The organism is Thalassospira marina (assembly GCF_002844375.1).
In the GTDB taxonomy this organism is placed as follows: Bacteria; Pseudomonadota; Alphaproteobacteria; order Rhodospirillales; family Thalassospiraceae; genus Thalassospira; species Thalassospira marina.
Genome location: NZ_CP024199.1, coordinates 1,233,178 through 1,257,166, shown reverse-complemented (window position 1 = coordinate 1,257,166; position 23,989 = coordinate 1,233,178). Strand labels below are relative to the sequence as shown.

Here is a 23,989-nt window from a genome sequence, read left to right as displayed (position 1 = left end):
TTTGCCGGTTATGCACTTAAAATTTTGGCACAGCCCAGCAGAGCCGGATATTGCGCCGTCATCAGGCGTACCGGCACATCATTCATCAAATCACGAAAACGCCCTTTGGCGATCATGCGGTCTTTAAGGCCACTTTGTTTCATGAAATCGGCAATGCGCGGGCCAATGCCCCCGCCAATAAAGACCCCGTCAAAGGCACCCAGCGTCAAAACCAGATCACCAGCAACACTGCCCATGAACAGGCAAAAACGGTCCAACACGGCAAGACATAACGGGTCTTTGCCAACCAGTGCGCCTTCGACAACTTCGGCAGCGGTTTTGGGGGATACATCAAAACCGTTAATCGCCCCAAGGGCGCGATAAAGGTTTTCAATGCCCATACCCGACAAAATACGTTCCGCCGAAACGCGACCCAATTCCATGGTCAGGAATTTGACGATTTCATAATCAAGGTCATCCACCGCCGGAAGCGACACATGCCCACCTTCGCCCTGCACCGGTATCCAGTGCCCGGCATGGGGCAAAAGGCCCGAAACACCAAGCCCTGTTCCCGCCCCGATCACGGCCAAAGGCTGCCCCGGGCGACCAGGCCCGTCAAACAGCGTGATCAGATCATCGCTGCCCAAAAACGGGACAGACATGGCAAGACCGGTAAAGTCATTCACCACCACCAGCCGTTCCAGGCCAAATTCCGCCGTTAGGGCCGTTTTGGAAAACACCCACGGGTTATTGGTGAATTTGATCTCGTCGGCCATGGCCGGGCATGCCACCGCCACCGCAAATTCGCGGGGTGCCGGGCCATCGGTACGGGCGACAAAATCACGAATGGCGCTTCCGATATCGGGGTAATCGCGCACGGCCAATGTTAACGGCGCGTGCGGATTACCATTTTCATCCAGCCAGGCAAAACGGGCGTTTGTGCCGCCAATATCCCCGACCAGCTGCATTATTCGCTTCCTCCGGGCAGGACAGCACTGGCACCCAGTTCAGCCAGACCAACATTGTCACGGAAAACACCAAACAGTTCGCGGCCAAAACCGGTCTGATATTCGGCCTTGTTGGTGAACATGGCGAAGTCGCGTTTTGCCAGTTCCTCGTCGGAAACCAGCAATTTCAGATCACCGGTTTCGGCATCAAGACGCACGATATCGCCATCCTGAACCTTGGCGATCATACCATTCATCATGCCTTCCGGGGTAACGTGAATGGCCGCCGGGACCTTGCCCGATGCACCAGACATACGCCCATCGGTAACCAGTGCCACCTTGTACCCCAGATCCTGCAGAACCCCCAAAGGCGGGGTCAGTTTGTGCAGTTCGGGCATGCCATTGGCGCGCGGCCCCTGGAAACGCACAACACACACAACATCGCGATGCAGTTTGCCATCCTTGAAGGCCTGCATCATGTCATCCTGCGAGGTGAAGACTGCTGCCGGTGCTTCGATCACGCGGTTGGCCGCTTTCACCGCCGAAACCTTGATCACGGCACGGCCGATATTGCCCTTGAGCATACGCAGGCCACCATCGGCACTGAATGCCTTTTCCGCCGGACGCAGGATTTCCTCGTCATGGCTGTTTTTCGGGGCTTCGCGCCAGGAAAGTTTGCCATCTTCAAGGTGCGGTTCGGTGCCAAATGCCGGCATGCCACCTGAAACAATGGTTTCGACTTCGTGGTGCAGCAGGCCATGCGCCAGCAGATTGCTGATAACAAAGCCCATGCCGCCTGCGGCGTGAAAATGGTTCACATCGGCCTGGCCGTTCGGATAAACGCGGCACAGAAGCGGAATAATGCGCGACAGATCGTCAAAATCTTCCCAGCGCAGTTCGATCCCGGCTGCACGGGCCATGGCGGGCAAATGCAGGGTGTGGTTGGTTGACCCACCCGTTGCCAGCAGGCCGATAATGCCGTTCACAAATGCCTTTTCATCAAGGATTTTGCCAATCGGGCGGTAATCATTGCCAAGGCGCGTGATCTGCAAAGCGCGACGGGCTGATTCCTCGGTCAGGGCATCGCGCAGTTCCGTACCCGGATTAACAAATGCCGAGCCGGGCAAATGCAGGCCCATAATTTCCATCAGCATCTGGTTGGAATTGGCCGTACCATAAAAAGTACAGGTGCCCGGACTGTGATAGGAGGCAACTTCGGCTTCCAGCAGTTCCTTGCGGCCGACTTTGCCCTGCGCATAAAGCTGGCGGACACGGGCCTTTTCATCGTTGGGCAGGCCAGACGGCATGGGCCCAGCAGGCACAAACACCGCCGGAATATGCCCATAGGCCAACGCCCCCATCACCAGACCCGGTACGATTTTATCGCATACGCCAAGGTAAAGGGCGGCATCAAACGTATCGTGTGACAGCGAAACCGCCGTCGACATGGCAATGACATCGCGTGAAAACAGCGACAGTTCCATGCCTGGGCGTCCCTGGGTGACACCATCACACATGGCGGGTACGCCACCGGCAACCTGTGCGGTTGCACCGGCGTCAAAGGCAGCCTTTTTAATACGGTCAGGATAGGTGCCCAGCGGCTGATGGGCCGAAAGCATGTCGTTATAGGCGGTCACGATGCCAAGATTGGCGGCATTTTCGTGATTGATGCGGTCCTTTTCAACGCCAAGGCACCCGGCAGATGCATGGGCAAGGTTGCCGCAAGACAGTTTGGAGCGGTGCGGACGGTCGCTTGCTGCGGCGTCGATGCGCGCCAGATAGGCTTCGCGCGTCGGTTTCGAGCGTTCGATAATTCGCTGGGTAACGATTTCAATTTCACGTTTCATGGGGTTCAGCCTTTCGGGTTCTCGGCGCTCCACCACAGATCGACGGGAACGTCAGTCTGGTGCAAAATCCCGCGGACTGGCATCTCTTCAATCACGGTGCCATTTTTCGCGGCTTCAAAGGTCGACCATTTATCGGAACCGGTAATATGAATGCCGATATAACGGGCATTCAGCAAAGCCGGCAAAGTCATGCTGATGCGCGGAACCGGCGATACGGTGGGCCGCGCGGCGGCGACCAGTTCGCCATTTTCGGGATAAAGCCCGCGCTTCAGGTCCTCGGGCGTTGAGGACGGAAACAGCGATGCCGTGTGCCCGTCATCGCCCATGCCCAGATAGACAATATCCATCGGCCAGGACAGGTCGTTTTTCAAACGTTCCGTCACGGTGGCAATGGCGTCTTCCGGGTTTTTATCGACCGTTTTCAGCGACACGAAAGTGGCACTGGCGGCTTCGTTGATCAAAAGGTTGTCCTTGACCAGTTTTTCATTCGACTGATCATCATCAATCCCGACCCAGCGATCATCGCCAAGGGTGATGGTGACTTTGGACCAGTCCAGCTTTGCCTGTGACAAAACCTGGAAAAACGGTTTGGGAAAACGGCCACCGGCAACAGCAATGGTCGCACGGCCACGTTCGGCAATGGCAAATTCCAGCCGTTCAACCGTCTCGGCAACCATGCTGGCAAGCATATCGTCGCCACTTTTAAAGGTGCGTTCGTCTGTCATTTTATCGTCCATAGAAATGGGAAACCGGTGCAAATGAAGCAAGTGCCGGAAAGGGAAAGCCCCCTTCCCGGCATGGCTGATCAGAAGACCGCTTCTTCATTCCAGGTGCGGCCATCACGTTCAATAAGGGCGATGGCGGCCGACGGCCCCCATGTTCCCGACGTATAGCCTTTGGGCGCGATATGGTTGTTTTCCCAGGCTTCCTGAATGGCATCAACCCACTGCCAGGCAATGTCCTGCTCATCACGACGGACAAACAGGGTGTTGTTGCCATCAATGGCATCAAGCAACAGGCGTTCATAGGCATCGGGGCTGCGTGCGCCAAATGCCTCGGCAAAGGAAAGATTAAGCGCGGTCGGACGCAGGCGAACAAGGCCCGGCCCCGGGTTTTTGTTATTCAATACCAGATGGATGCCATCATCGGGCTGCAAGCGCAGCACCAGACGGTTGGCCTGGTAATTGGTCATGGATTTTGCCAGCGGGAACATCTGGTGCGGCACATCACGGAACTGGATCACAATTTCCGAATGGCGCTTGGGCAGACGTTTGCCGGTACGCAGATAAAACGGCACACCCGACCAGCGCCAATTGTTGATTTCACACCGCAGCGCGACAAAAGTTTCGGTCGTGCTGTCAACATTGGCACCTTCTTCTTCAAGGTAACCTGGCACTTCCTTACCGCCAACAGCCCCGGCGCGATACTGGCCGCGCACGGTATTCTGGTCGATATTGGTGTCATTGATCGGCTTTAGCGCCTTAAGGACCTTTACCTTCTCGTCACGAACGGCGTCCTGATCGAGCACATAGGGCGGTTCCATTGCCACAAGGCACAGAAGCTGCAACATGTGATTCTGGACCATGTCGCGCATGGCACCGGCATCGTCGTAATAGGACCAGCGCCCTTCAACACCGACTTCCTCGCCCACGGTAATCTGGACATGGTCGATATGCGCGTTGCTCCAGAGCGGTTCAAACATCGCATTGGCAAAACGCAGAATCAAAAGGTTCTGCACCGTTTCCTTGCCAAGATAGTGGTCGATACGGAAAATCTGGTCTTCCTCGAACACTTCGCCGATCTGGCCGTTAATTTCGCGGCAGCTTTCAAGATCGTGGCCCAGCGGCTTTTCCAGAACAACGCGCGAATTTGGCGTGACAAGCCCGGCCTTTTCAAGATTGAAGGCCATATCGGCAAACAGGCTGGGGCTGGTGGAAAAGTAATAGACGCGGTCACGGTCCGGCGCGTCGCTCAGGCGGTCATAAAGGTTTTTAAATCCTTCCGGGTCACCGGCAGACACCTGCAAATAGGCAACGCGGCTGGCAAATTTATCCCAGATTTTCTGATCAAATTCGCCTGCGGGAATGTATTTTTTGCCTGCTTCCTGCAATTTCGCGCGAAAATCATAGTCGCTATGCGGGCTGCGCGAGGCGCCAAAAATGCGGGTTTCGTCATCAAAACGACCCGTCCGCTCCATTTCATACAAAGCGGGAAATAATTTGCGTAGCGCCAAATCTCCGGTCCCACCGAAAATCACAATGTCGGCTATGCGATGTTTAAGCCTTTGTTTCTTCATGTTGACTTGCGCCTTCCAAGCGAACTGCTCTCACTCGTTGTCCTCCCCGCTGCCAAGGTGGGACCCGGAACCGTTTTGCGGTTCCGGTTGGCATACGGTGCACGAAAGTTTTCGTGCGCAGGGCATGTCAAATCCCTGCTAGTTAAGTGCCATCTGAGCCTTCAGCGGGGCATTATCCACCGCCAGCCGCCGTTTGGCCATATCCGCCACGTCGAATACGTAACAATCCTGTTCTGCTGCCGAAATACCGACTGTTTCGCCGGTCCGGATGGCGGTATCCCCCGCAACCCTGGCAACAAAAAGATCGTCCGATCCGGTGCGAACATAAACCAGGCCCGCTTCGCCCAGATGTTCGACCACTTCGACCGTTCCGGTAAACAGCGCCGTGTCCTGATCGGCAATGCTGCAATGTTCCGGTCGAATGCCCACTGTTACACGATCTGCCGGGGCAAGACCACTGCCATCAACGGGTAACGACACTTCTTTACCGGATTCCAGTTTAACCGTAACAGAATGTTGCGAAATCCCTGCAATTTTAGCCGAAATGAAGTTCATTTTGGGCGAACCGATGAAACCGGCGACAAAAAGATTTGCCGGATAATGATACAGTTCCAACGGTGTACCCACCTGTTCAACCCTGCCATCACGCAAGACCACGATTTTATCGGCCATGGTCATGGCTTCAACCTGATCATGCGTCACATAGATCATGGTTGTGTTCAATTTTTCATGAAGTTTTGCCAACTCGATCCGCATCTGCACACGAAGGGCGGCATCAAGATTTGACAGGGGTTCGTCAAACAGAAATACGCGCGGCTTGCGGACAATGGCCCGTCCGATGGCAACGCGCTGGCGCTGCCCGCCCGACAATTCCTTTGGTTTACGATCCAGAAGGTTTTCAAGCTGCAGGGTTTTGGCCGCAGCCATCACCCGTGTTTTCTGTTCATCCTTGCTGTGTTTTGCCAGATCAAGGCCAAAAGCCATGTTTTCAAACACGCTCATATGCGGATAAAGCGCATAGGACTGAAACACCATGGCAACGCCGCGTTCCTTGGGCGCGGTATCGTTAACGACCTCGCCCGCGATTGAAAGTTCGCCATCGCTGATGTCTTCCAGCCCGGCAATCAGCCGCAACAGGGTTGATTTGCCACAGCCCGACGGCCCGACAAAAACGCAAAATTCACCATCGCGAATTTGCAGATCAACCCCGTGAATGGTTTCGATGGGTCCGAAACGCTTGCGGACCTGCTTTAACACCACATCAGCCATTCGGTTTCCTCCCGTTTGCTTATTGTTTTTGGCGTGATCAAATCGTTCCGAAATAAAAACCCCAACCCGGCAGCGACAGGGCATCGCCCGCGACCGACCCGGTATTGAGCGAACAGTTCCCCCGCGATGGCCCCGGAAGGGTGATGGTTACGGGATCGGGCGTTACGTTAAAGGCACATACCGTTCGTACAATTCCCGCCATGCGGATAAAGGCGATGATGGCATCATCGGTATGTTCAAGCATCTCGATATCGCCCTGAACAATTTCCGGGTGGGTTTTGCGCCAGGCCAGCAGGCTTTTATAAAAATTGCGCAGGGAGTCCTGATCATCGATCTGGCTGGTAACGGAAAGCGCGCTGTGATCTTGCGGCACCGGCAGCCAGGGCTGGTCCGATGTGGTGAAACCACCATGGGCCACATTGGCATTGTGCCAGGGCATGGGGGTACGGCAACCGTCGCGGCCTTTAAATTCCGGCCACATTTCAATGCCATACGGGTCCTGCAGCATTTCATAGGGAACAATGGCTTCTTCCAGGCCCAGTTCTTCGCCCTGATAAATGCATGGCGAGCCACGAAGCGCGGTATAAAGTGCCGGGATCATACGCAGGCGGGCATCATTATCGCCGCCTTTATCCTTGCCCCAGCGTGACGCCACACGGACGAAATCATGGTTGCTGACCGCCCAGCACGGCCAGCCATCCCCCAGTTCGCGAAAAACATCGACCAGCATGCCACGGATCAAGCCAGCCTCCAGCGGGCTTTCGAGCAGATTGATGGTATAGGCCATATGCAATTTATCGCCACCGGCGGTATATTCGGCCATGGTTGCCAGCGAATTATCCGAGCCGATTTCACCAACCGTTGTGCTGCCGGGATATTTATCCAGAACGGCACGCAGCTTTTTCAAAAACGCCAGGTTTTCCGGCCGGGTTTTGTCATAGACATGCATCTGGCGGGTATAGGGGTTTTCCTTTGGCGCACCTTCGGGGCGGTGCGTGCCCAGTATCCAGGGCGGATTATCGCGCAATTGTGCGTCATGGACATAAAAATTGGCAGTATCCAGGCGAAAACCATCCACCCCGCGCCTTAGCCAGAATTCGACATCATCAAGCAATTGCTGCTGCACATCGGGGTTATGGAAATTCAGGTCCGGCTGGCTGACCAGAAAGTTATGCATGTAATATTGTTGGCGGGTGGTATCGAATTTCCAGGCTGATCCGCCAAAAATGGACAGCCAGTTATTGGGTGGCGTGCCATCAGGTTTCGGGTCCGCCCAGACATACCAGTCCGATTTCGGGTTATCGCGCGACGACCGGCTTTCGCGAAACCAGGGATGCGCATCCGAACTGTGCGACAACACCTGGTCAATTGTTACCCGCAGGCCCAGCGCATGGGCCTTTTCCAGCAGATGATCAAAATCATCAAGGGTGCCAAACATCGGGTCGACGTCGCGGTAATTGGCAACGTCATAGCCAAAATCCTTCATTGGCGAGGTAAAGAACGGCGAAAGCCAGATCCCGTCCACGCCCAGATCGGCGATATAATCCAGCTTTTGGGTGATACCGGGCAAATCGCCAATACCATCGCCGTTGGAATCAAAAAAGCTGCGCGGGTAAACCTGGTAAAGAACACCGCCACGCCACCAGTCAAGATCGCCGCTTAATGCCATTTTAGAACATCCTGGAGTTTGTTTTGTCGTCGATTACCGGCCAAAGGCGGGCAGCCCCGCGTGGCTTTGGCCAGCCATGATCATCATGGGTAAAAAGGCGTATTTTTGTCTGTCCCGGCCTAACCTTTCACCGCCCCGGCCGTCAGGCCCGATACGATGCGCCGCTGAAACACCAGCACCAGCACAATGAGCGGCAGGGTCACAATCACCGATGCCGCCATGATATTGCCCCAGGGCATTTCATGCTGGCTGGCCCCGGAAATAAGGGCAATGGCAACCGGCACGGTGCGTTTGTCATCGGTCAGGGTAAAGGTCAGCGCGAATAAAAATTCGTTCCAGGCCGCGATAAAGGCCAAAAGCCCGGTTGTAACCATGGCCGGCCACATAACGGGCAAAAACACCCGGCGAATAACAATCCAGGGCGATGCCCCATCCATGACGGCGGCTTCTTCCAGTTCGCGGGGCAATTCGCGCATGAAGGCGGTCAACACCCATACCGTGAAAGGCAGGGTCAGCATCATGTAGGAAATCGCCAGGCCAAACATGTTGTTATAAAGGCCGACACCACGGATCAGTTCGAACATGCCCGAAAGAACAGCCACCTGCGGAAACATCGAAACGGAAAGAATGGTCAGCAACAACAGGCCCCGCCCGGTAAACCTGACGCGTGCCAGCGCATAGGATGCCGTAACCCCCAACAGCAGCGATAACGCCACCACCAGAAAACTGACAAAGACCGAATTGAAAATGTTGTGACCAAAGGGTTGCCCTTTGAACACCGACACATAATTGGCCAGACTGAAGGTTTCGGGCAGGTAATTGACATCGAACAGGGCCGAACCCGTTTCAAACGATGTCAGGATCGCATAATAAAACGGGAAAACCGCAAACAGGACAATCACCGCCACCAACAGCCAGAACGCTGCCTTGCGCAGGATTTTGCGTATTTTGCTGTTTTTCATATCAGTGCCCCCCTTCATCCAGGCGGACACGCCCAATCATGATATAGGCCATGATGCAAAAGGCGATCACGACAAACAGAAGCGTCGATGCCGCCGAGCCATACCCGACTTCCTGAAAATCCACCAATTGCTGTCGGGCATAAACCGACATCGTCGTGGTTTGCGGGTTATTGGGCGTTAGAACATAGATCACGTCAAAAACACGCAGGGCATCCAGGGCACGGAAAATCACCGCCACCATGACCGCAGGCTTGATCAGGGGCAATGTAACCTTGAAAAACACCCGAACCGGATGAATACCATCCACCCGTGCGGCCTCGTAACAATCACCGGGCAGCATTTGCAGCGCAGCCAAAATCAGCAAAGCCATAAAAGGCGTGGTTTTCCAAACATCCACCAGAATAACCGCGCTCATGGCCCAGTCGGGGCTTGCCGTCCAGGCGATGGGTGCGGAAAGAATGCCCAGCTTCATCAGCATATCGTTAATAATGCCGAACTGGTCATGCAGCATCCAGTTCCACATGCGTGCCGAAACAATGGTGGGAATGGCCCAGGGGATCAGCACGGCAGCCCGAACCAGCCCGCGCCCGCGAAAGTTCTGGTTTAAAACCAGTGCAACCACCATGCCCAGTGCCGTTTCCAGCGACACCGAAATCACGCTGAAAAACAGGGTGTTCCATACCGCCTGCCACCATTCGGGGTCGGTTAACAGGCCAAAGGCCTCGCCATCGTAAACGGCATAAAAGTTTTCCGTGCCGATGAAGCTGTAGGATGACAGATCGGACAGGTTGGCATCGGTAAAGCCGAAATAAAAAGTCCGCAGCAGCGGCCAGCCCGCCACCGCAACCAGAATAACCAGCATCGGGGCGAGAAAAATCCACGCGGAACGCCGTCTTGCCCGCGTCAGCGACGAAGCATGCGCCATGACAAATGCTCTTGTTTGCAGAAAAGCGCCCGTCTTCCAGGGCTGCCTTCATTGTGCTTATCCCCCATCAACCCGCAGGCAACGGGGGATAAGCCGGGATCATTTGATGAAACGAAAACGCCAGTTAGGGCAGGTCAGCCGGGCTGCGGCCATGAAACATAGCAATGCCAGCGCCAGAACCGCACCGCCCCAAAAAGCCTTACCAGCCCGAACGTTTGGTGCGTTTCAGTTTGTGTTCCAGTGCCGGAAGGGCCTGATCGGCGGTTTGCGTACCGGACAGGGTGGCATGAACAGCCTGCCAGAAATCGCTGGAAACCTTGTTGTAATTGGTGCCCGTTGCCGTTGACGGCCGCGGTACCGCATGGGTGAAGGTTTCATAAAGGTCACCAAAGAACGGATTGGCGTCCAGCACATCCTTGTCCTTGTAAAGGTCGGCCACGGTCGGGTTATAGGACCCTTTGATCGCGCGGCGTTTCTGTTCGTCATAGGATGTCAGATATTTCACCAGATCGGCGGCCAGCTCCGGGTTTTTGGAATATTTCGATACCGACAATTGCCAGCCCCCCAGGGCCGCAGCAGATTGCCCGTCGTCCCCACCGCGCGGCAGCGGGGCGACGCCAACCTTGCCCTTTACCGGGCTGTCAGCCGAATTGGCCAGCGACCAGGCATAGGGCCAGTTGCGCATGAAAACCGAATTGCCCGACTGAAAAACGCCGCGCGCGCCTTCCTCGTCATATCCCAACACACCATCGGGTGAAATCGTGCCGATCCAGCCTGCTGCTGTGGCAATTGCCTGTTTGGCCTTGTCATTGTTGATCGAAATATCGCCATTCGGCTCAACAATGGTGCCACCGCCAAAGGATGCAACCCATTCCACTGCGTTGCAGGTCAGCCCTTCGTAGGCGCGGCCCTGAAACACATACCCCCACATCTTGCTGTTACCGTCCTTGCGTTCGGCTTCTTCGATTTTCTGGGCGGTCTTGGTCATTTCATCCCAGGTTTCCGGGACTTTTTCGCCGTATTTATCCAAAAGATCCTTGCGGTAATAAAGCACCCCGGCATCGGTAAACCAGGGCATCGCCACCAGGCGACCATCGACCGTGTTGTTTTCAATGATCGGCTTGAAATGTTTCTTGGCTTCATCAGCCATGTAATCGTTCAGATCGATGAAATGATTACCCAAAATGCCTGGCCAGATCACATCGATCTGGAAAATATCCACATCCGACGACCCCGATGCCAGCATCTGCTGATAAACAGCCAGCCGTTCGGTCGAGGAATTGGGCGTGGAAATAACATCAACCTCGTTCCCGGTCTTTTTTGACCAGGCTTCGACACCTTCCTTGCACAGGGTCAATTCCTGGCCAACGGCACCGCACGAAATTGCCAGCTTGGCGGCCTGTGCCGGGCCAGCCATAACAAAAACCGCACCTGCCACACCGGCACCTGCAAGCAGCTTCTGGATCAGGGTCATTCAATCCTCCCTATGGTGATTATGGGTTTTCCCGGGCAAACGGCCTGTTTTTCAGGTCGGCCCTTTTTATTGGCCCGGATATTTTTACGTTATCCGGTTTGCAATTGTTCCCGTTTGGCGAGAAACAATCATTTGGCGAAAACAACGCCGAATGGAAAAAGGATACGCCCCTTCGCACCTTTTCAAAGTGTCATATCCTTTAAAGGATGATACTATTCTGCAAAAGACGACCAGAAATCAGGAGGGCAGGATGCGCATTATCCAGGAACGCATCACCAACCCGGACGGGTATTCGTGGGGATATTTCCACTATGTCTGGGATGATTTTCGCTGTAACTGGCACCAGCACCCCGAATATGAACTGACCCTGACGTTAAACGCCCGGGGCAGCCGCCTGATTGGCGATCACCGGCAGGCCTTTGATGGTGTGGATTTTGCCATGGTCGGCCCCAACCTGCCGCATTTGTGGGAATGCCAGCGTCTTTCGGATGATGAACCGATTGAAGTTTATGTTTTGTGGCTGTCGCAGGAATGGATTGAAAACCTGACCCGCGATTTTGTCGAATTTTCCGACCTGTATGCCCTGTTTGAACAGGCGCGGCGCGGCCTTTCCTTTACCCCGGAGGCTGTTGAAAAAATCCGTGCCATTGCGCCCAGCCTTGATGATGCCAGCCCGCGCAAACGGTTCATGCTGATTATTGAAATTCTTGAAATATTGCTCGCCGGTATTGACGGGCCGCTGGCATCGGCATCATTTGGCAATGCCACCGAAGGCACAAGCGATTCCCTGCGCATTGACCGGGCGATTGCCTTTATTCATGCCCATCACGCCGAACCATTGCGGGTGGCCGCCCTTGCCAATGTCGCCGGCGTTAGCGAAAGCAGCTTTTACCGGCTGTTTAAACGCTATACCGGGCGCAGCGTGGTGGAATATTTAAACGAATACCGCATTTCGCGCGCCTGCGTGCAATTGTCGCGCACAGATTGGCCCATCTATCGCATTGCGGAGTTTAACGGGTTTAGCAACCTGTCAAATTTCAACCGCCGTTTCCGCCAGTATCGTGGCAAATCGGCACGGGATTATCGCGACAATATTCGCATTCACGGCCAGTTTCCCGAAAATGCGCCCATGCCCGATGCCCGCATCGGTGCCGTTCCCGCCCGCCCCCTGCCCAGCGAAACAGACGGGGTTTCGGCGGGTAAATGCATTGCACTTAAGGGCGTACCTGCCGAGGTCGTTTAACCAACAGAGAAACAGTCCCAATCCAAACGGCTGATCATGCGTGGCAAGACAGACCACATAGAATTGTCGTATTTCCTGCCCTATAAGATGCCAAAATAACCGGCGCCACACAGGATGAAGCCCTTGTTGCAAAACCAGTTTCGCATTGAACCCGCCTTGGAAACAGATGCCCAATCACTGGCCGAATTACGGGTGATTGCCATGCGCCCGAGCCTCGAGGCCGTCGGCCGGTTTGACCCGGACCGCGCGCGAAACCGGTTTTTAGGCGCCTTTGTCGCTGCTGATACAAAAGTCATTTATCGCGATAATGCACTGGCGGGTTTCTTTGTCGTGCGTGACCGCGACGACCACCTGTATCTTGACCACCTTTATATTGACCCGAAATACCAGGGCACAGGCATGGGGCGTGGCATTGTGGATTTGATCATGGCGCATGCCAGGGCACGCCAGCTGCCAATCCGGTTAATGGCCCTTAATGGCAGCCCGGCAAACGGGTTCTATCAATCCTGCGGGTTTAAAATGACCGATCAGGATGATCTTGATACCCAATATATCTGGCATCCGTAATCACCGGGCATATGCGGCAAAACCCAAATATCGCACGGCCCAAAGCCGTTTCACCCTACCCCGCCGTTACATAGGGTGTACCTGCCAGGGCGGCATTAATGCCAAGGGTGGTTTGGTCAATGATGTGCAAAAATAACGCACTTGCCCTGGCATTATCCTGATCTTCGCGAAAGGCGCGGTGTGCGGTAATGAAGGCCACCGACCATCCCGCCAGCAACAGGCTTGCCGCCAGATAGGCATCTGCATCTGGTGCCGGGCGCCCCACCTTTTCTGCCATGACATGTGCCACTTCCTGTTCCAGTTCGCTGCGAATGGCGCGTGCGCGCGCCTTCAGGGTGTCGCTGCGTTCAATGGTTTCAATAAAGGGCTGGCTGCGGGCAGAAAACTGCACATAGGGCTTTTCTTCGTGAACCAGCTGATGGGCCTGCAGGCGCAAAGCCTCGATCGGTGCGATGTTGGCCGGGCAATTATCCACGGCATCGCGCAGGGCGTCGCGCGCTTCTTCATCGCGGTCAAAGAACATGTCTTCCTTGCGCGGGAAATGGTTGAACACCGTCATCCGGCCAACATCGGCGGCGGCGGCAATTTCATCCACCGTCACATTTTCAAACCCCCGTTCGCGAAACAAACGGTCCGCCACCTGTGAAATGGACCGGCGTGTTGCCAGACGTTTGCGCGAACGGCGATCCTGCGGCGGATTTGATTCTTGTGACATGGGCACTTCCAAAATGCTTAGGGCCAAAAGTGCTGATCCCACCCAAACGGGCTTTGGCAAACAGCGCGGGCAAAGATGGTGCGGCACCAGACCAGCAAAAGGCAGCAAAAAGCTGCACCGGGACAGAAACAGGAAAGAAACGACACAACAACAAAGCTGCGCCGAAATTGCAAAACCGCAGCGATCCGGCCAAGCCAATTGCGCCACGACCATACCGGCATTGATAACGCCGTTTTTGTACCGAGTACATATTCAATATTGACTCCCACCCCAATCAGGCGCAAATAAATATACTCAGTACATTTATTGATCGAATACACAAATAAAATTGACCCTCCCCTGACAGCGCAACTCATCCCCAGTCAGCGCCACCGAAAGCCCCGTCATGACGACATCCCCCCATCTGCCACCCGATCCTGCTGCCAGTTCCTCTCCCGGTTCCAAGTCAAAACCCGACATGCCCAACACCAGACGCCCCCTGATTGTCATTTATTTTGCCCTATGCCTGGATGCTGTGGGCGTCAGCCTTGTTTTCCCGATCCTGCCGCGCCTGCTGGCCGAGGTCACACAGGATGGCAATGCTGCCTTTTATATCGGCATCATGACGTCGCTTTATGCGGTTATGCAGTTCATCTTTGCGCCCGTTTTGGGCGCACTCAGCGATCATTTGGGGCGCAGGCCAATATTGCTGCTGTCGCTTGCCGGGGCGGCCATCAATTACCTGATCATGGCCTTCGCCCCGCATTTATGGATGCTGCTTTTAGGCAGGCTGATTGCCGGGCTGACCAGTGCAAATGCTGCTGTTGCATCGGCCTATATCACCGATATTTCCGCCGAAAATGACCGCGCCCGACGGTTTGGCCTGATGAATGCGATGTTTGGCGCGGGTTTTATCATCGGCCCGGTTCTGGGCGGTGTGTTGGGCGATTACTGGGTACGCCTGCCCTTTATCGCGGCAGCCATTCTGAACGGGTATAACTTCCTGCTGGCCTTTTTCATCCTGCCTGAAACACGTGCCAAAACCGGGCAGAAAATCGCCCTTGGCACCCTTAATCCGCTTTCTCCCTTACGCTGGGTGTTTTCCATGGCCGGGCTGCTGCCAGTTGTTCTGGTGTTTTTCCTGCTAAGCGGCATGGGCGAGGCCTATGGCACCTGCTGGGCGTTATGGGGAGCCGATACATTTCAGTGGAACGGGCTTTGGATTGGCCTGTCACTGGGGATGTTTGGCATTTGCCAGACACTGGTCCAGGCCTTTTTGCCTGGCCCAGCCACCCGTTTTCTGGGCGAACGCGGTGCCGTTATTGCCGGTATCTGCTGTGCCTGCCTGGCCCTTGTCGTTATGGCCTTTGCCCGGCAGGGATGGATCATTTTTGCCATCATGCCGGTTTTTGCTTTGGCCAGCATCGGCACCCCGGCCTTTCAGGCCCTTGCCACCCGCAAGGTCGATGCCGCCCGCCAGGGGCAATTGCAAGGCGTACTGACATCGGCTGTCAGCCTGGCAACCGTTATCGGACCACTGGCCTTTTCCGCATTTTATATGCTGGTGCAAAAAACCTGGCCCGGTGCCATCTGGCTTAGTGTGGTCGGGCTTTATGTCCTTGCCGTTCCGCTGGTTATTTTCAGCACCCGTAAGGCCACCACCCGGCAAACGGGCCAAACCGAAACGGCATGACCATGCCATTTGCCCGCCTTTTTGCAATGGCCGCCCCGGCAACCAAAGTTACCGGCCCTATTAGGCTGCAGCTACCACACCTGTTTGCTGGTGGTCCTTAACCGGTTCCCCCCTTCAGGATTGCAGGAACGGAATCACCGATCTCAAATATCCGCAAGACCATTCCCGGACAGCCCCACCCCGGATCTGTTCTGTTCCTGTTTTCAGGGGTGAATTTGCCGAGTCTTTTGTGAATTCCGTTCTTTTTGAGGCAGAAGAAATGAGAACAAACAAAAAACATTTCCCCATAAATTCAATAAAAACAACAACATAAATAAGAAATGGATTTTTGTTCCGATTTTGTTCTTGCTGGAACAAAATTAGAACAATACAGTGACTTCAGACAGATCAAGGAGGTCACAGCCATGATGAAATTGCTTCAGAATCCCCGTCGCCTTAACGATGTTTGCAGCACTGTCGCCGTTGTCGGCAGCACCGGATTTTTCCTTTTCGTTATTGCAATGGGCATGGCGCAGACCCTTCGTGGCCTGATTTGATCTGACCTTACGTTCTTCGAAGTTTTGAACGGGACGGCTTCCCATACCCGGCAATGGACAACCCCGCACCCATTCCCCGTCCATTGTCGTTCCGCCCGTCCCGTTCAAATCCATACAACCGCGCAACTGGCACCGCTGACCGTTCCCCACGGCAGCGGTGTTTTTTTATGTTTTGGTCGCGACACCACCAGCACGCCAACGTACCAACACACCAATGCCCCCATACCCATGCCCGCGCACCGTGATGAATGCACGAATGCACCGGCATCATGCACCTTTGCCGGTTGATGGCGTTAACATATCAGGGATTTGGAAATTCAGTGCGCAAACGGCCGAGTCATATTTTTAATGGCAAATGTCGCGGAACGGCAAAAATCGAAAAATACCGGATTGAAACTTATGTTGCATCGCAACAACTTACACTGCACCGCAAAATTTCACTCGACTTTGATGCAATACTTCGTTTGAATCAGTGACAAGGCCTGCAAATTCATCATACGTTAACAGCAATAACGTTTTGAATTACAGCAATCCAAAACAAACAATTGAATTGTGGCATGCGAAACCACAACTGACATACAGGGTTTAAACGGCCGGGATCTCCCGCAATTTTTAATAACAGCCTGGCCGGGGAGTGAGATTGAATGCTCTATAATATTTATGAATTGCAACATGCAAGCATAAGCCCCTGGCGCGTTGCCGCCGATATGGGCAAAAAATGGCTGCGCAATCCGGCCAATCCGTGGGCCTATACCCAGCCGGGCCGTGCGACTGCAGCAGCATTTGACGTCTTCACCCATATCACCAATCGCTATGGCAAGCCGGAATTTGGCCTCGACACCACCATGATCAATGGTGAAGCCGTGCCGATCACCGAAGAAGTGGTTTACAGCGAACCTTTCTGTGACCTGCTGCATTTCAAGCGTGAAACCGCGCATCTGAAAAAGCGGCCCGATGATCCCCGTGTACTGATTGTGGCACCGCTTTCAGGGCATTTTTCAACGCTTTTGCGCGGCACGGTCGAAACCATGCTGCCCGATCACGATGTTTACATCACCGACTGGATCGATGCCCGCAACGTGCCGGTCCATATGGGCCATTTCGACCTTGATAGTTACATTGACTATCTGATGCGGTTTTTGCGCCATCTTGGCCCGAACACCCATATCATTGCCGTGTGTCAGCCTTCGGTCCCGGTTATGGCCGCAGTATCGCTGATGGCAGCTGGCGATGAACCGTGCCAGCCTGCCTCCATGACGCTGATGGGCGGCCCGGTTGATACCCGCGAAAACCCGACCGAAGTGAACAATTTTGCCAAGCAGCACCAGCTTGACTGGTTTGAACGCCATGTGATTTCCCACGTGCCGCTGCCCCATGCCGGGGTGATGCGCCGGGTTTATCCGGGCTTCATGCAGCTTGCCGGTTTCATGAGCATGAACTGGGACCGCCACCTGGCCGCCCATCATGACATGTTCACCCATCTGGTTGAGGGTGATGGCGAAAGTGCCGATGCCAAGCGCAAATTCTATCAGGAATATCTTGCCGTGATGGATATGAGCGCGGAATTCTACCTTCAGACCCTGAAGGTCGTTTTCCTGGAACATCAACTGCCCGCAGGCACCATGCGCTGGCAGGGTGTGCCGGTTGATCCGTCCGCCATTACCAAAACCGCCCTTCTGACGGTTGAAGGCGAACGCGACGACATTACCGGCATGGGCCAGACCCGTGCGGCCCACAAATTGTGCAGCAACCTGCCCGATAACATGCGCATGCACCACCTGCAGCCCAGTGTTGGCCATTATGGTGTGTTTAACGGTCGGCGCTGGCGCGAACAGATCAGCCCGCGCGTCAAGGACTTCATCCGCCGTCACGACCATGAAGGCAAAGGCGCAAACAGCGCCCCGACCAAGGTCGCCATTGACGCTGCCGAATAAATTTCCCGTACCAATGCAAAAAGCCGCCCCTTCATCCGGGCGGCTTTTTTTTCATATTGGCGGCTTATGGGCCTGTCAGGGGCTGAACATTGCCCTGATTATTGCGCCCGCCATAGGTGCCATCATCGCGCGGATAAATCGCAACCGGGTGTAATGTACTGACCAGATGCTGATAGACGGTGGGCACGGAATCTTCCCAGATTTCAACCTGCCCGATGATGACGGGGTTCGCCGCCCCATCAAGCAGTGCAATCGCCTGGTCGATATTCGCGTTTGTCACCAGTTCATCCTCGGTGCCCATCAGGGTAAGGTGAACACCAATTACCTGATCATCCTTGATCCCCATGATGCCGATGCACGATGTGAACGTGGTAAACATGATCGGGTCTGCCTGCCCCCACTGGCGTTCTGCTATCTGGGTGGGGTCGTTTGCCTCGGTAAAGATATATGCCATTGTCGCAACCTTTTTTGTTCCGGGTTAAATCGCATTTCTGACCGCCAGCCATAAAGTCACTCCTGCCCAAAAGGCCAAAAAACCGATCCGGGATTTGCACCGTATGTTTTTTATCCCGATGCAACAAAAACCCGCATTGATTGGCAGGAGGCCCCATGCCCAACCCCGTGACAAAAGCCCCAAATGCCGACACCACCACGCCCGTCACACTAGGCAGTTTCGAACCAGGGGCCATTGCCGTGGTCATTGGTGCCAGCGGCGGCATTGGCCGGGCGTTTGTCCAACACCTGACCAATGCCAACCATTTCTCGCAGATTATTTCGCTATCGCGCAGCAGCACCCCGCCCCTTGATCTGAGCGATGAAACCAGCATTGAAAACTGTGCAGTTCGCCTGGCCGGGGCAAAATGCGATATTCGCCTGATCATTGATGCCACCGGCTTCCTGCATGATGACACCTTCCAGCCCGAAAAAAGCTGTCGGCAAATCGACCCGGCCCATATGGCGAAAAACTTTGCCATCAATGCCATTGGCCCGGCCCTGTTGATGAAGCATTTTCTGCCATTACTGCCCAAAACAGGCAAATCGGCCTTTGTTACCCTGTCTGCGCGGGTCGGCAGCATTGGCGACAACCATATTGGTGGCTGGTATGGCTACCGGGCGGCCAAGGCCGCCTTGAACCAGATCGTCAAAACCATGTCAGTTGAATTGGCGCGCAAACGGTGCGATGCCATTTGCATTGCCCTGCATCCCGGCACGGTTGATACCGGGCTTTCTGCCCCCTTTGCCAAAAGCGGCCTTCACGTACAAACAGCACCACAGGCCACGACAAACATGCTGCGCATGATTGACCGGCTTGATACCGGCCACACGGGCGGTTTTTATGCCTATGACGGCCGTAAAATCGAATATTGAACGCGCCGGAAATTACCTGTCTTCGGCATCAAACAGGCTATTTAACTGGGCATATTGAATAAGCAGGATGGTTTTGGCATCACGAATGCGGCCGTCCGCGACCATGGCTATCGCTTCGTCAAAGGGCGTTTCCAGAACGCTGATATCCTCGCCCTCGTCGTATTTGCCGCCACCTTCACCCTGCAAATGATCGGCGGTAATTTCGGCAACAAACAGATGCAGCCTTTCGGTCACCGAGCCCGGGCTCATGAACACGTCAAAAACTTCGCGCGGCTTGCCAATTTTATAACCGGTTTCTTCTTCGACCTCGGCAATGATTGCAGCATTTGGTGCGCGATCATCAAGAACACCGGCTGGCACCTCGATCAGCATGCCGGTTTCATTGCCATTGACAAAGGTTGGCATCCGGAACTGTCGGGTCAGGATAATGCTGCGCGTACGCCGGTTATAAAGCAGGATGCCCGCCCCATTGCCGCGTTCATAGGCCTCGCGGGTTTGTTCCTGCCATTCGCCATCACGGCGTTTAAGGGCAAACCGCACCCGATATAGATGATACCAGTTGTCCGACAGGCAATCGACGCCATCAAGGCGGATATTATCGGCGTGAAAGCGGGTCCAGGCAGCGGGAAAATCAGTCATGACAGGCCCTGTCTTGGAGATGAATGCTTTACCGGTTTAAAAACGCCGATAATGTCAGCAATACGGCCTCGGGTTTTTCGGCATGTACCCAGTGGCCGGCATTTTTAATGCTGGTAAAGGATGCCTTGGGAAACAGTGCCTTGATATCGTCCCGGCGGTTCATATCGACATAATGCGAATTGGCCCCGGCAATAAACAGGGTATCACCCGCATATTGCGCGCCATCGGCATTGCGCCAGCCGGTAATGTCATCAAGATGGCCCGCCATCGCGTCAATATTGACCTGCCAGGACATTTTACCGCTGTCTTTATCGGTGGTGACATTTTGCGCCAGAAACTGGCGAATGCCTTTTTCCGAAATCTCGCTTGCCAGGGCATCTTCAACTTCGGCTCGGCGCGAAACGGCTTCAAAATCCACTGCCCGCATGGCGCGGATATAGCCGGTATAATCATGTTTGTAAGAAAGCGGGGCGATATCGACCACCACCAGATCGGCAATCAAACCGGCATCGGCTGACAATGCCAGTGTCATCGACGCTTTGCCGCCCATGGAATGCCCAATCAGGTGCACCGGCCCGTTGTCGATATCGCGGATCAGGTCGGCAATGTCGGCCGCCATGGCATCATAGGTCATTTCCATGTCCCAGCCGGATCGCCCGTGATTGCGCAAATCAGCCGTGACGACATGGTATTTTTCGGCCAGGCGGCGGGCAATTGCCGTCCAGTTCCGGGCCTGGCCAAACAGGCCATGCAACACAACCAGCGTGCCGTTTGCACGGTTTTCTTCGCCAAAGGCGTAATGCGCCAGTTTCATCGGACCTCCCGGAATTAAAAGCATGAATTGCGCGCAGAATGGCGTGCAGTGCTGCCAAAGGCAAGAAAGGAAGTCCCAAACGCAAAACAGCCCTGCATTGCATATGCAGGGCTGTTCAAACCCGGACGACGGGCTATATCGACTATTTGGCGTGTCGCGCTTTATCAGGCGCCAGCGTGGTGACCACCATGCGGAACGCCCTTGCTGCCAAACAGGCTGGCAATCATACGCACCAGTGCCAGGAAGCCTTTGCGCATGGTCTGCGCACGGAGTTTTTCGGCTTCACGGTGCAACGCGACGAGATCAAAACCTTCGTTACGACGCATGGCTTTATCCTTTCAAAGACTGGGGCGAAAGCGCCCCGATTGCGATGTCGTTTTGTTCTGAACTCCATGTAGTTGAGAATGCGCCCGACAACGAGATCAGATTTTTCAGCCCACCCATGTATTTCATGCATAGGTTGACCTAGCTCAAACACAATTTCGCCATGCAAATCGACGTCGTTTGTCTCATGACAAATAAAGCATTCAGTTTGTTCATTATTTTCAAACGGGATTAAGGCAGCAGCCAAACCACCTGTAAGGCCATTATGGCAATGAGGCTGTATCCATTGAAACAAAAGGGACACAGAAGGTTTTTATTTGGCTGTGCATGTCGGATTTTGGGCCATCGACCGGCCTTCTTTTTCGTAATTTGCCGACAAATCGATCACGAATCGCAAGAACAGAGTCGCCGAAGCGACCCTGTTTAATTTTGCATGGCTCTAAAGACTCTGGGTAAGGGCGATATTAAGGTATTTCACCTCAAGATATTCATCCAGGCCCCAATGGCCACCTTCACGGCCATGGCCGCTTTCTTTCACACCGCCAAACGGTGCGCCTTCATGCGATGTGGTGCCATCATTGATGCCGACCACGCCGGTTTGCAATGCCTCGGCAATGCGATGAATACGGCCAATATCGCGGCTGTATAGATAGGATGACAAACCACCCTTCACACTATTGGCCAGTGCGATGGCCTCGGCCTCGGTTTCAAAACGGTAAATCGGGGCAACCGGGGCGAACAGTTCTTCCTCAAAACAATCGGCATCAAGGGGAAGATCGGTAATCACCGTGGGGCGCACAAAATAGCCCTGTGCGGGAATATCCGCCCCGTCATGGAACACGCCGCCGCGTTTACGGGCATCATTTAACAGGCGTTCCACCTTTGCCACCGCGCGGCTGTTAATCAGCGGGCCAATCTCGCTTCCGTCTTCAAACCCGTTGCCCACCCGCATGTCGCGCGTGGCGGCAATGAATTTTTCAACGAACGCATCATAAATGCCGTTTTGCACAAAAATGCGGTTGGCACATACGCAGGTCTGCCCGCTATTGCGGTATTTGGAAATCATTGCGCCCGCCACCGCATCGTCCAGATCGGCATCATCCATCACGATGAAGGGCGCATTGCCGCCCAGTTCCATGGCCGTTTTCTTAACCGTATCGGCGCATTGCACGATCAGGCGTTTCCCCACCGCAGTTGACCCGGTAAAGGACAGCATCCGAACCCGGAAATCATCGGTCAGGGCCTGGGCAATGGGGATGGGGTTGCCGGTAACCACATTAAAAACACCAGCGGGGAAACCGGCCATTTCTGCCAGTTTGGCCACCGCCAGGGCGCAAAGCGGGGTATCTTCGGCCGGTTTAACCACAACGCTGCAGCCAGCAGCCAATGCAGGCGCACATTTGCGCACCACCATTGTCAGCGGGAAATTCCAGGGCGTGATTGCAGCAACCACCCCAACGGGCTGTTTCTGGATAACAACACGCCGGTCGGGCTGGTTGCCGGGCATGGTTTGTCCATAGGCACGCCGTGCTTCCTCGCCATACCATTCGGCATAGGCAATGGCACCGATCACTTCACGGCGGGCCTGATCAAGCGGTTTTCCCTGTTCTGCCGTAATCAGGCAGGCAAGGTCTTCAAGATATTCTTCCATAAGGCCGCGCCAGCGGCGCAAAATGGTGGCACGGCTTTTGGCAAGTTCCGCGGCCCATGCCGGAAAGGCACTGGCAGCAGCATCGATGGCCCGGCGCGCTTCGCTTGTGCGCATAAAGGCCACATCCGCCAGAAGCTTGCCCGTTGCCGGGTCGAAAACTTCGATCGTTTCACCAGAATCGGCACGACGCCATTCACCATTGATATAGGCCCGGCCAAGCCCCCAGTCACGTATTAGGGCCCGGGCGCGATCAAGACCGGAAAGATGTGGGGCATTTCCCCGAACAGGCGCAGAATTTAAGCCGGTGGACGACATAAAGGGCGTTTCCTTATCGCCAAATTTAGAACAATGCGGATGTCCTCACGGTGTTGTGATTCCATTATTTGGCCCGCTGCTGGGACACTAAGCCCACAGAGGACGTTCAGGCAACACTACATAAGCAACGATTACTTTTTCCCCGTTCTTCAAGAGAGATTGAGAATAATGAAACATTTTGTCAAAACCGCCCTTCTGACCGCGACCCTTGGTCTGACTGTGGCCGCCCTGCCGGCACAGGCTGATGAAGCCAGCGACAATGCCGCTGTGCAGACGCGCGAGCACATGATGGCAGGTATCGGCGGTGCCATGGGCACGCTGGGCTGCTACATGAAAGGCCAGTGTGAACTGCCGAACGGCGTGATTCATCTGCTGGCTGAAGGCATTGCCTTCTCGGCATCGACCGGCCCGGACGTTTTCAAAACCCAGACCCCGGATGCCACCGAAAAAACCACTGCCAGTGCCGATATCTGGACCAACTGGGACGATTTCGCCGGCCATTTCCCGAAACTGGAAGAAAATGCCCTGAAACTGGCTGAAGTTGCCGGTGACAAAGCGGCAATGGGCCCGATCATGGCGGAAATGGGCAAGTCCTGCAAAGGCTGCCACGACGATTACCGCACCAAATAATTCAGCCCCCTGTTTACAGGGTTGCCGAACGATATGATGCAAGAAAGGCGGGGTGTTTGGGCACCCCGCCTTTTATATTTGCACTGGCTTTATATGTTTGCGCATCACCTGACGCTCAAAACCGGTCAGCACATCAACATGGCATGTTAACGCAGCAATGGAAGACAGGCGTCCTGCCCGCCTTTTTCCCGCCTTGCCAACGGGTGCGCGCAA

The 23,989-nt window shown here is 54.7% G+C and carries 22 protein-coding genes; 6 read left to right on the top strand and 16 right to left on the bottom strand.

Annotation, left to right across the window (positions count from 1 at the left end; translation table 11 throughout):
* Positions 1-8: 8 nt before the first annotated feature.
* The 9 genes from glk to CSC3H3_RS05565 all read right to left on the bottom strand — a co-directional run bounded on the left by glk (position 9) and on the right by CSC3H3_RS05565 (position 11,368).
* Complete coding sequence (glk, locus tag CSC3H3_RS05605) at positions 9-947, bottom strand: glucokinase (protein WP_101284254.1); 939 nt, start codon at positions 945-947, stop codon at positions 9-11.
* A complete protein-coding gene (edd, locus tag CSC3H3_RS05600; RefSeq protein ID WP_101284253.1) occupies positions 947-2,773 on the bottom strand; it encodes a phosphogluconate dehydratase in 1,827 nt (608 codons plus the stop codon). Before edd ends, glk begins: the two co-directional genes overlap by 1 nt.
* A 5-nt stretch (positions 2,774-2,778) precedes the next feature.
* Positions 2,779-3,498 carry a 6-phosphogluconolactonase gene (gene pgl / locus CSC3H3_RS05595; RefSeq protein ID WP_101286112.1) on the bottom strand — a complete coding sequence of 240 codons (720 nt, stop codon included), beginning with the start codon at positions 3,496-3,498 and terminating at the stop codon, positions 2,779-2,781.
* Between the two features lie 80 nt (positions 3,499-3,578).
* Positions 3,579-5,069, bottom strand: coding sequence for a glucose-6-phosphate dehydrogenase (zwf, locus tag CSC3H3_RS05590; RefSeq protein ID WP_101284252.1), 1,491 nt, complete (start codon positions 5,067-5,069; stop codon positions 3,579-3,581).
* A gap of 138 nt (positions 5,070-5,207) precedes the next feature.
* On the bottom strand, positions 5,208-6,338 hold the full coding sequence (locus tag CSC3H3_RS05585; RefSeq protein ID WP_101264159.1) for an ABC transporter ATP-binding protein: 1,131 nt from the start codon (positions 6,336-6,338) through the stop codon (positions 5,208-5,210).
* A 37-nt stretch (positions 6,339-6,375) separates the two neighbouring features.
* On the bottom strand, positions 6,376-8,007 hold the full coding sequence (locus tag CSC3H3_RS05580) for an alpha-glucosidase (protein ID WP_101284251.1): 1,632 nt from the start codon (positions 8,005-8,007) through the stop codon (positions 6,376-6,378).
* A 119-nt stretch (positions 8,008-8,126) separates the two neighbouring features.
* Complete coding sequence (locus tag CSC3H3_RS05575; RefSeq protein ID WP_101284250.1) at positions 8,127-8,969, bottom strand: carbohydrate ABC transporter permease; 843 nt, start codon at positions 8,967-8,969, stop codon at positions 8,127-8,129.
* A 1-nt stretch (position 8,970) separates the two neighbouring features.
* The gene (locus CSC3H3_RS05570; RefSeq protein ID WP_101284249.1) at positions 8,971-9,894 is read right to left on the bottom strand and encodes a carbohydrate ABC transporter permease; all 924 of its coding nucleotides are present in this window, start codon (positions 9,892-9,894) and stop codon (positions 8,971-8,973) included.
* Positions 9,895-10,093: 199 nt separating this feature from the next.
* Positions 10,094-11,368 carry an ABC transporter substrate-binding protein gene (locus tag CSC3H3_RS05565; RefSeq protein WP_101264155.1) on the bottom strand — a complete coding sequence of 425 codons (1,275 nt, stop codon included), beginning with the start codon at positions 11,366-11,368 and terminating at the stop codon, positions 10,094-10,096.
* A 250-nt stretch (positions 11,369-11,618) separates the two neighbouring features.
* Here CSC3H3_RS05565 and CSC3H3_RS05560 point away from each other — a divergent pair, with 250 nt between their 5' ends.
* The gene (locus CSC3H3_RS05560) at positions 11,619-12,611 is read left to right on the top strand and encodes a helix-turn-helix domain-containing protein (protein ID WP_157831843.1); all 993 of its coding nucleotides are present in this window, start codon (positions 11,619-11,621) and stop codon (positions 12,609-12,611) included.
* 123 nt (positions 12,612-12,734) lie between these two features.
* Positions 12,735-13,178: a GNAT family N-acetyltransferase gene (locus tag CSC3H3_RS05555; RefSeq protein ID WP_215907563.1), complete on the top strand. Its 444-nt coding sequence runs from the start codon at positions 12,735-12,737 to the stop codon at positions 13,176-13,178.
* A 55-nt stretch (positions 13,179-13,233) separates the two neighbouring features.
* Here the strand turns inward: CSC3H3_RS05555 and CSC3H3_RS05550 are convergent, their stop codons facing one another.
* Positions 13,234-13,893, bottom strand: a complete 660-nt coding sequence (locus CSC3H3_RS05550) for a TetR/AcrR family transcriptional regulator (protein WP_101286110.1) — start codon at positions 13,891-13,893, stop codon at positions 13,234-13,236.
* 385 nt (positions 13,894-14,278) lie between these two features.
* Between CSC3H3_RS05550 and CSC3H3_RS05545 the strand changes: the two genes are divergently transcribed.
* Positions 14,279-15,565: a TCR/Tet family MFS transporter gene (locus tag CSC3H3_RS05545; RefSeq protein WP_245881293.1), complete on the top strand. Its 1,287-nt coding sequence runs from the start codon at positions 14,279-14,281 to the stop codon at positions 15,563-15,565.
* A gap of 359 nt (positions 15,566-15,924) precedes the next feature.
* On the opposite strand, the gene CSC3H3_RS24365 is transcribed toward CSC3H3_RS05545, so the two are convergent.
* Entirely contained in the window at positions 15,925-16,185 is a 261-nt protein-coding gene (locus CSC3H3_RS24365) for a hypothetical protein (RefSeq protein WP_157831842.1), read from the bottom strand.
* A gap of 560 nt (positions 16,186-16,745) precedes the next feature.
* Between CSC3H3_RS24365 and CSC3H3_RS05535 the strand changes: the two genes are divergently transcribed.
* Positions 16,746-18,035, top strand: a complete 1,290-nt coding sequence (locus CSC3H3_RS05535; RefSeq protein WP_101284241.1) for a polyhydroxyalkanoate depolymerase — start codon at positions 16,746-16,748, stop codon at positions 18,033-18,035.
* A gap of 64 nt (positions 18,036-18,099) precedes the next feature.
* Here CSC3H3_RS05535 and CSC3H3_RS05530 read toward each other — a convergent pair whose 3' ends face one another.
* A complete protein-coding gene (locus tag CSC3H3_RS05530) occupies positions 18,100-18,489 on the bottom strand; it encodes a hypothetical protein (protein WP_101264148.1) in 390 nt (129 codons plus the stop codon).
* 155 nt (positions 18,490-18,644) lie between these two features.
* Here CSC3H3_RS05530 and CSC3H3_RS05525 point away from each other — a divergent pair, with 155 nt between their 5' ends.
* Positions 18,645-19,403 (top strand): SDR family oxidoreductase, encoded by a 759-nt coding sequence (locus CSC3H3_RS05525; protein WP_101284240.1) that lies wholly within the window; start codon positions 18,645-18,647, stop codon positions 19,401-19,403.
* A gap of 12 nt (positions 19,404-19,415) precedes the next feature.
* Here CSC3H3_RS05525 and CSC3H3_RS05520 read toward each other — a convergent pair whose 3' ends face one another.
* The 4 genes from CSC3H3_RS05520 to CSC3H3_RS05510 all read right to left on the bottom strand — a co-directional run bounded on the left by CSC3H3_RS05520 (position 19,416) and on the right by CSC3H3_RS05510 (position 23,146).
* Complete coding sequence (locus CSC3H3_RS05520) at positions 19,416-20,042, bottom strand: NUDIX domain-containing protein (protein ID WP_101284238.1); 627 nt, start codon at positions 20,040-20,042, stop codon at positions 19,416-19,418.
* A 28-nt stretch (positions 20,043-20,070) separates the two neighbouring features.
* A complete protein-coding gene (locus CSC3H3_RS05515) occupies positions 20,071-20,856 on the bottom strand; it encodes an alpha/beta fold hydrolase (RefSeq protein WP_101284236.1) in 786 nt (261 codons plus the stop codon).
* 164 nt (positions 20,857-21,020) lie between these two features.
* The gene (locus tag CSC3H3_RS24360) at positions 21,021-21,182 is read right to left on the bottom strand and encodes an RSP_7527 family protein (RefSeq protein ID WP_157831841.1); all 162 of its coding nucleotides are present in this window, start codon (positions 21,180-21,182) and stop codon (positions 21,021-21,023) included.
* A 437-nt stretch (positions 21,183-21,619) separates the two neighbouring features.
* Positions 21,620-23,146: an NAD-dependent succinate-semialdehyde dehydrogenase gene (locus CSC3H3_RS05510; RefSeq protein WP_101284234.1), complete on the bottom strand. Its 1,527-nt coding sequence runs from the start codon at positions 23,144-23,146 to the stop codon at positions 21,620-21,622.
* A 168-nt stretch (positions 23,147-23,314) separates the two neighbouring features.
* Here CSC3H3_RS05510 and CSC3H3_RS05505 point away from each other — a divergent pair, with 168 nt between their 5' ends.
* Positions 23,315-23,776 carry a c-type cytochrome gene (locus CSC3H3_RS05505; protein WP_101264143.1) on the top strand — a complete coding sequence of 154 codons (462 nt, stop codon included), beginning with the start codon at positions 23,315-23,317 and terminating at the stop codon, positions 23,774-23,776.
* Positions 23,777-23,989 lie beyond the last annotated feature (213 nt).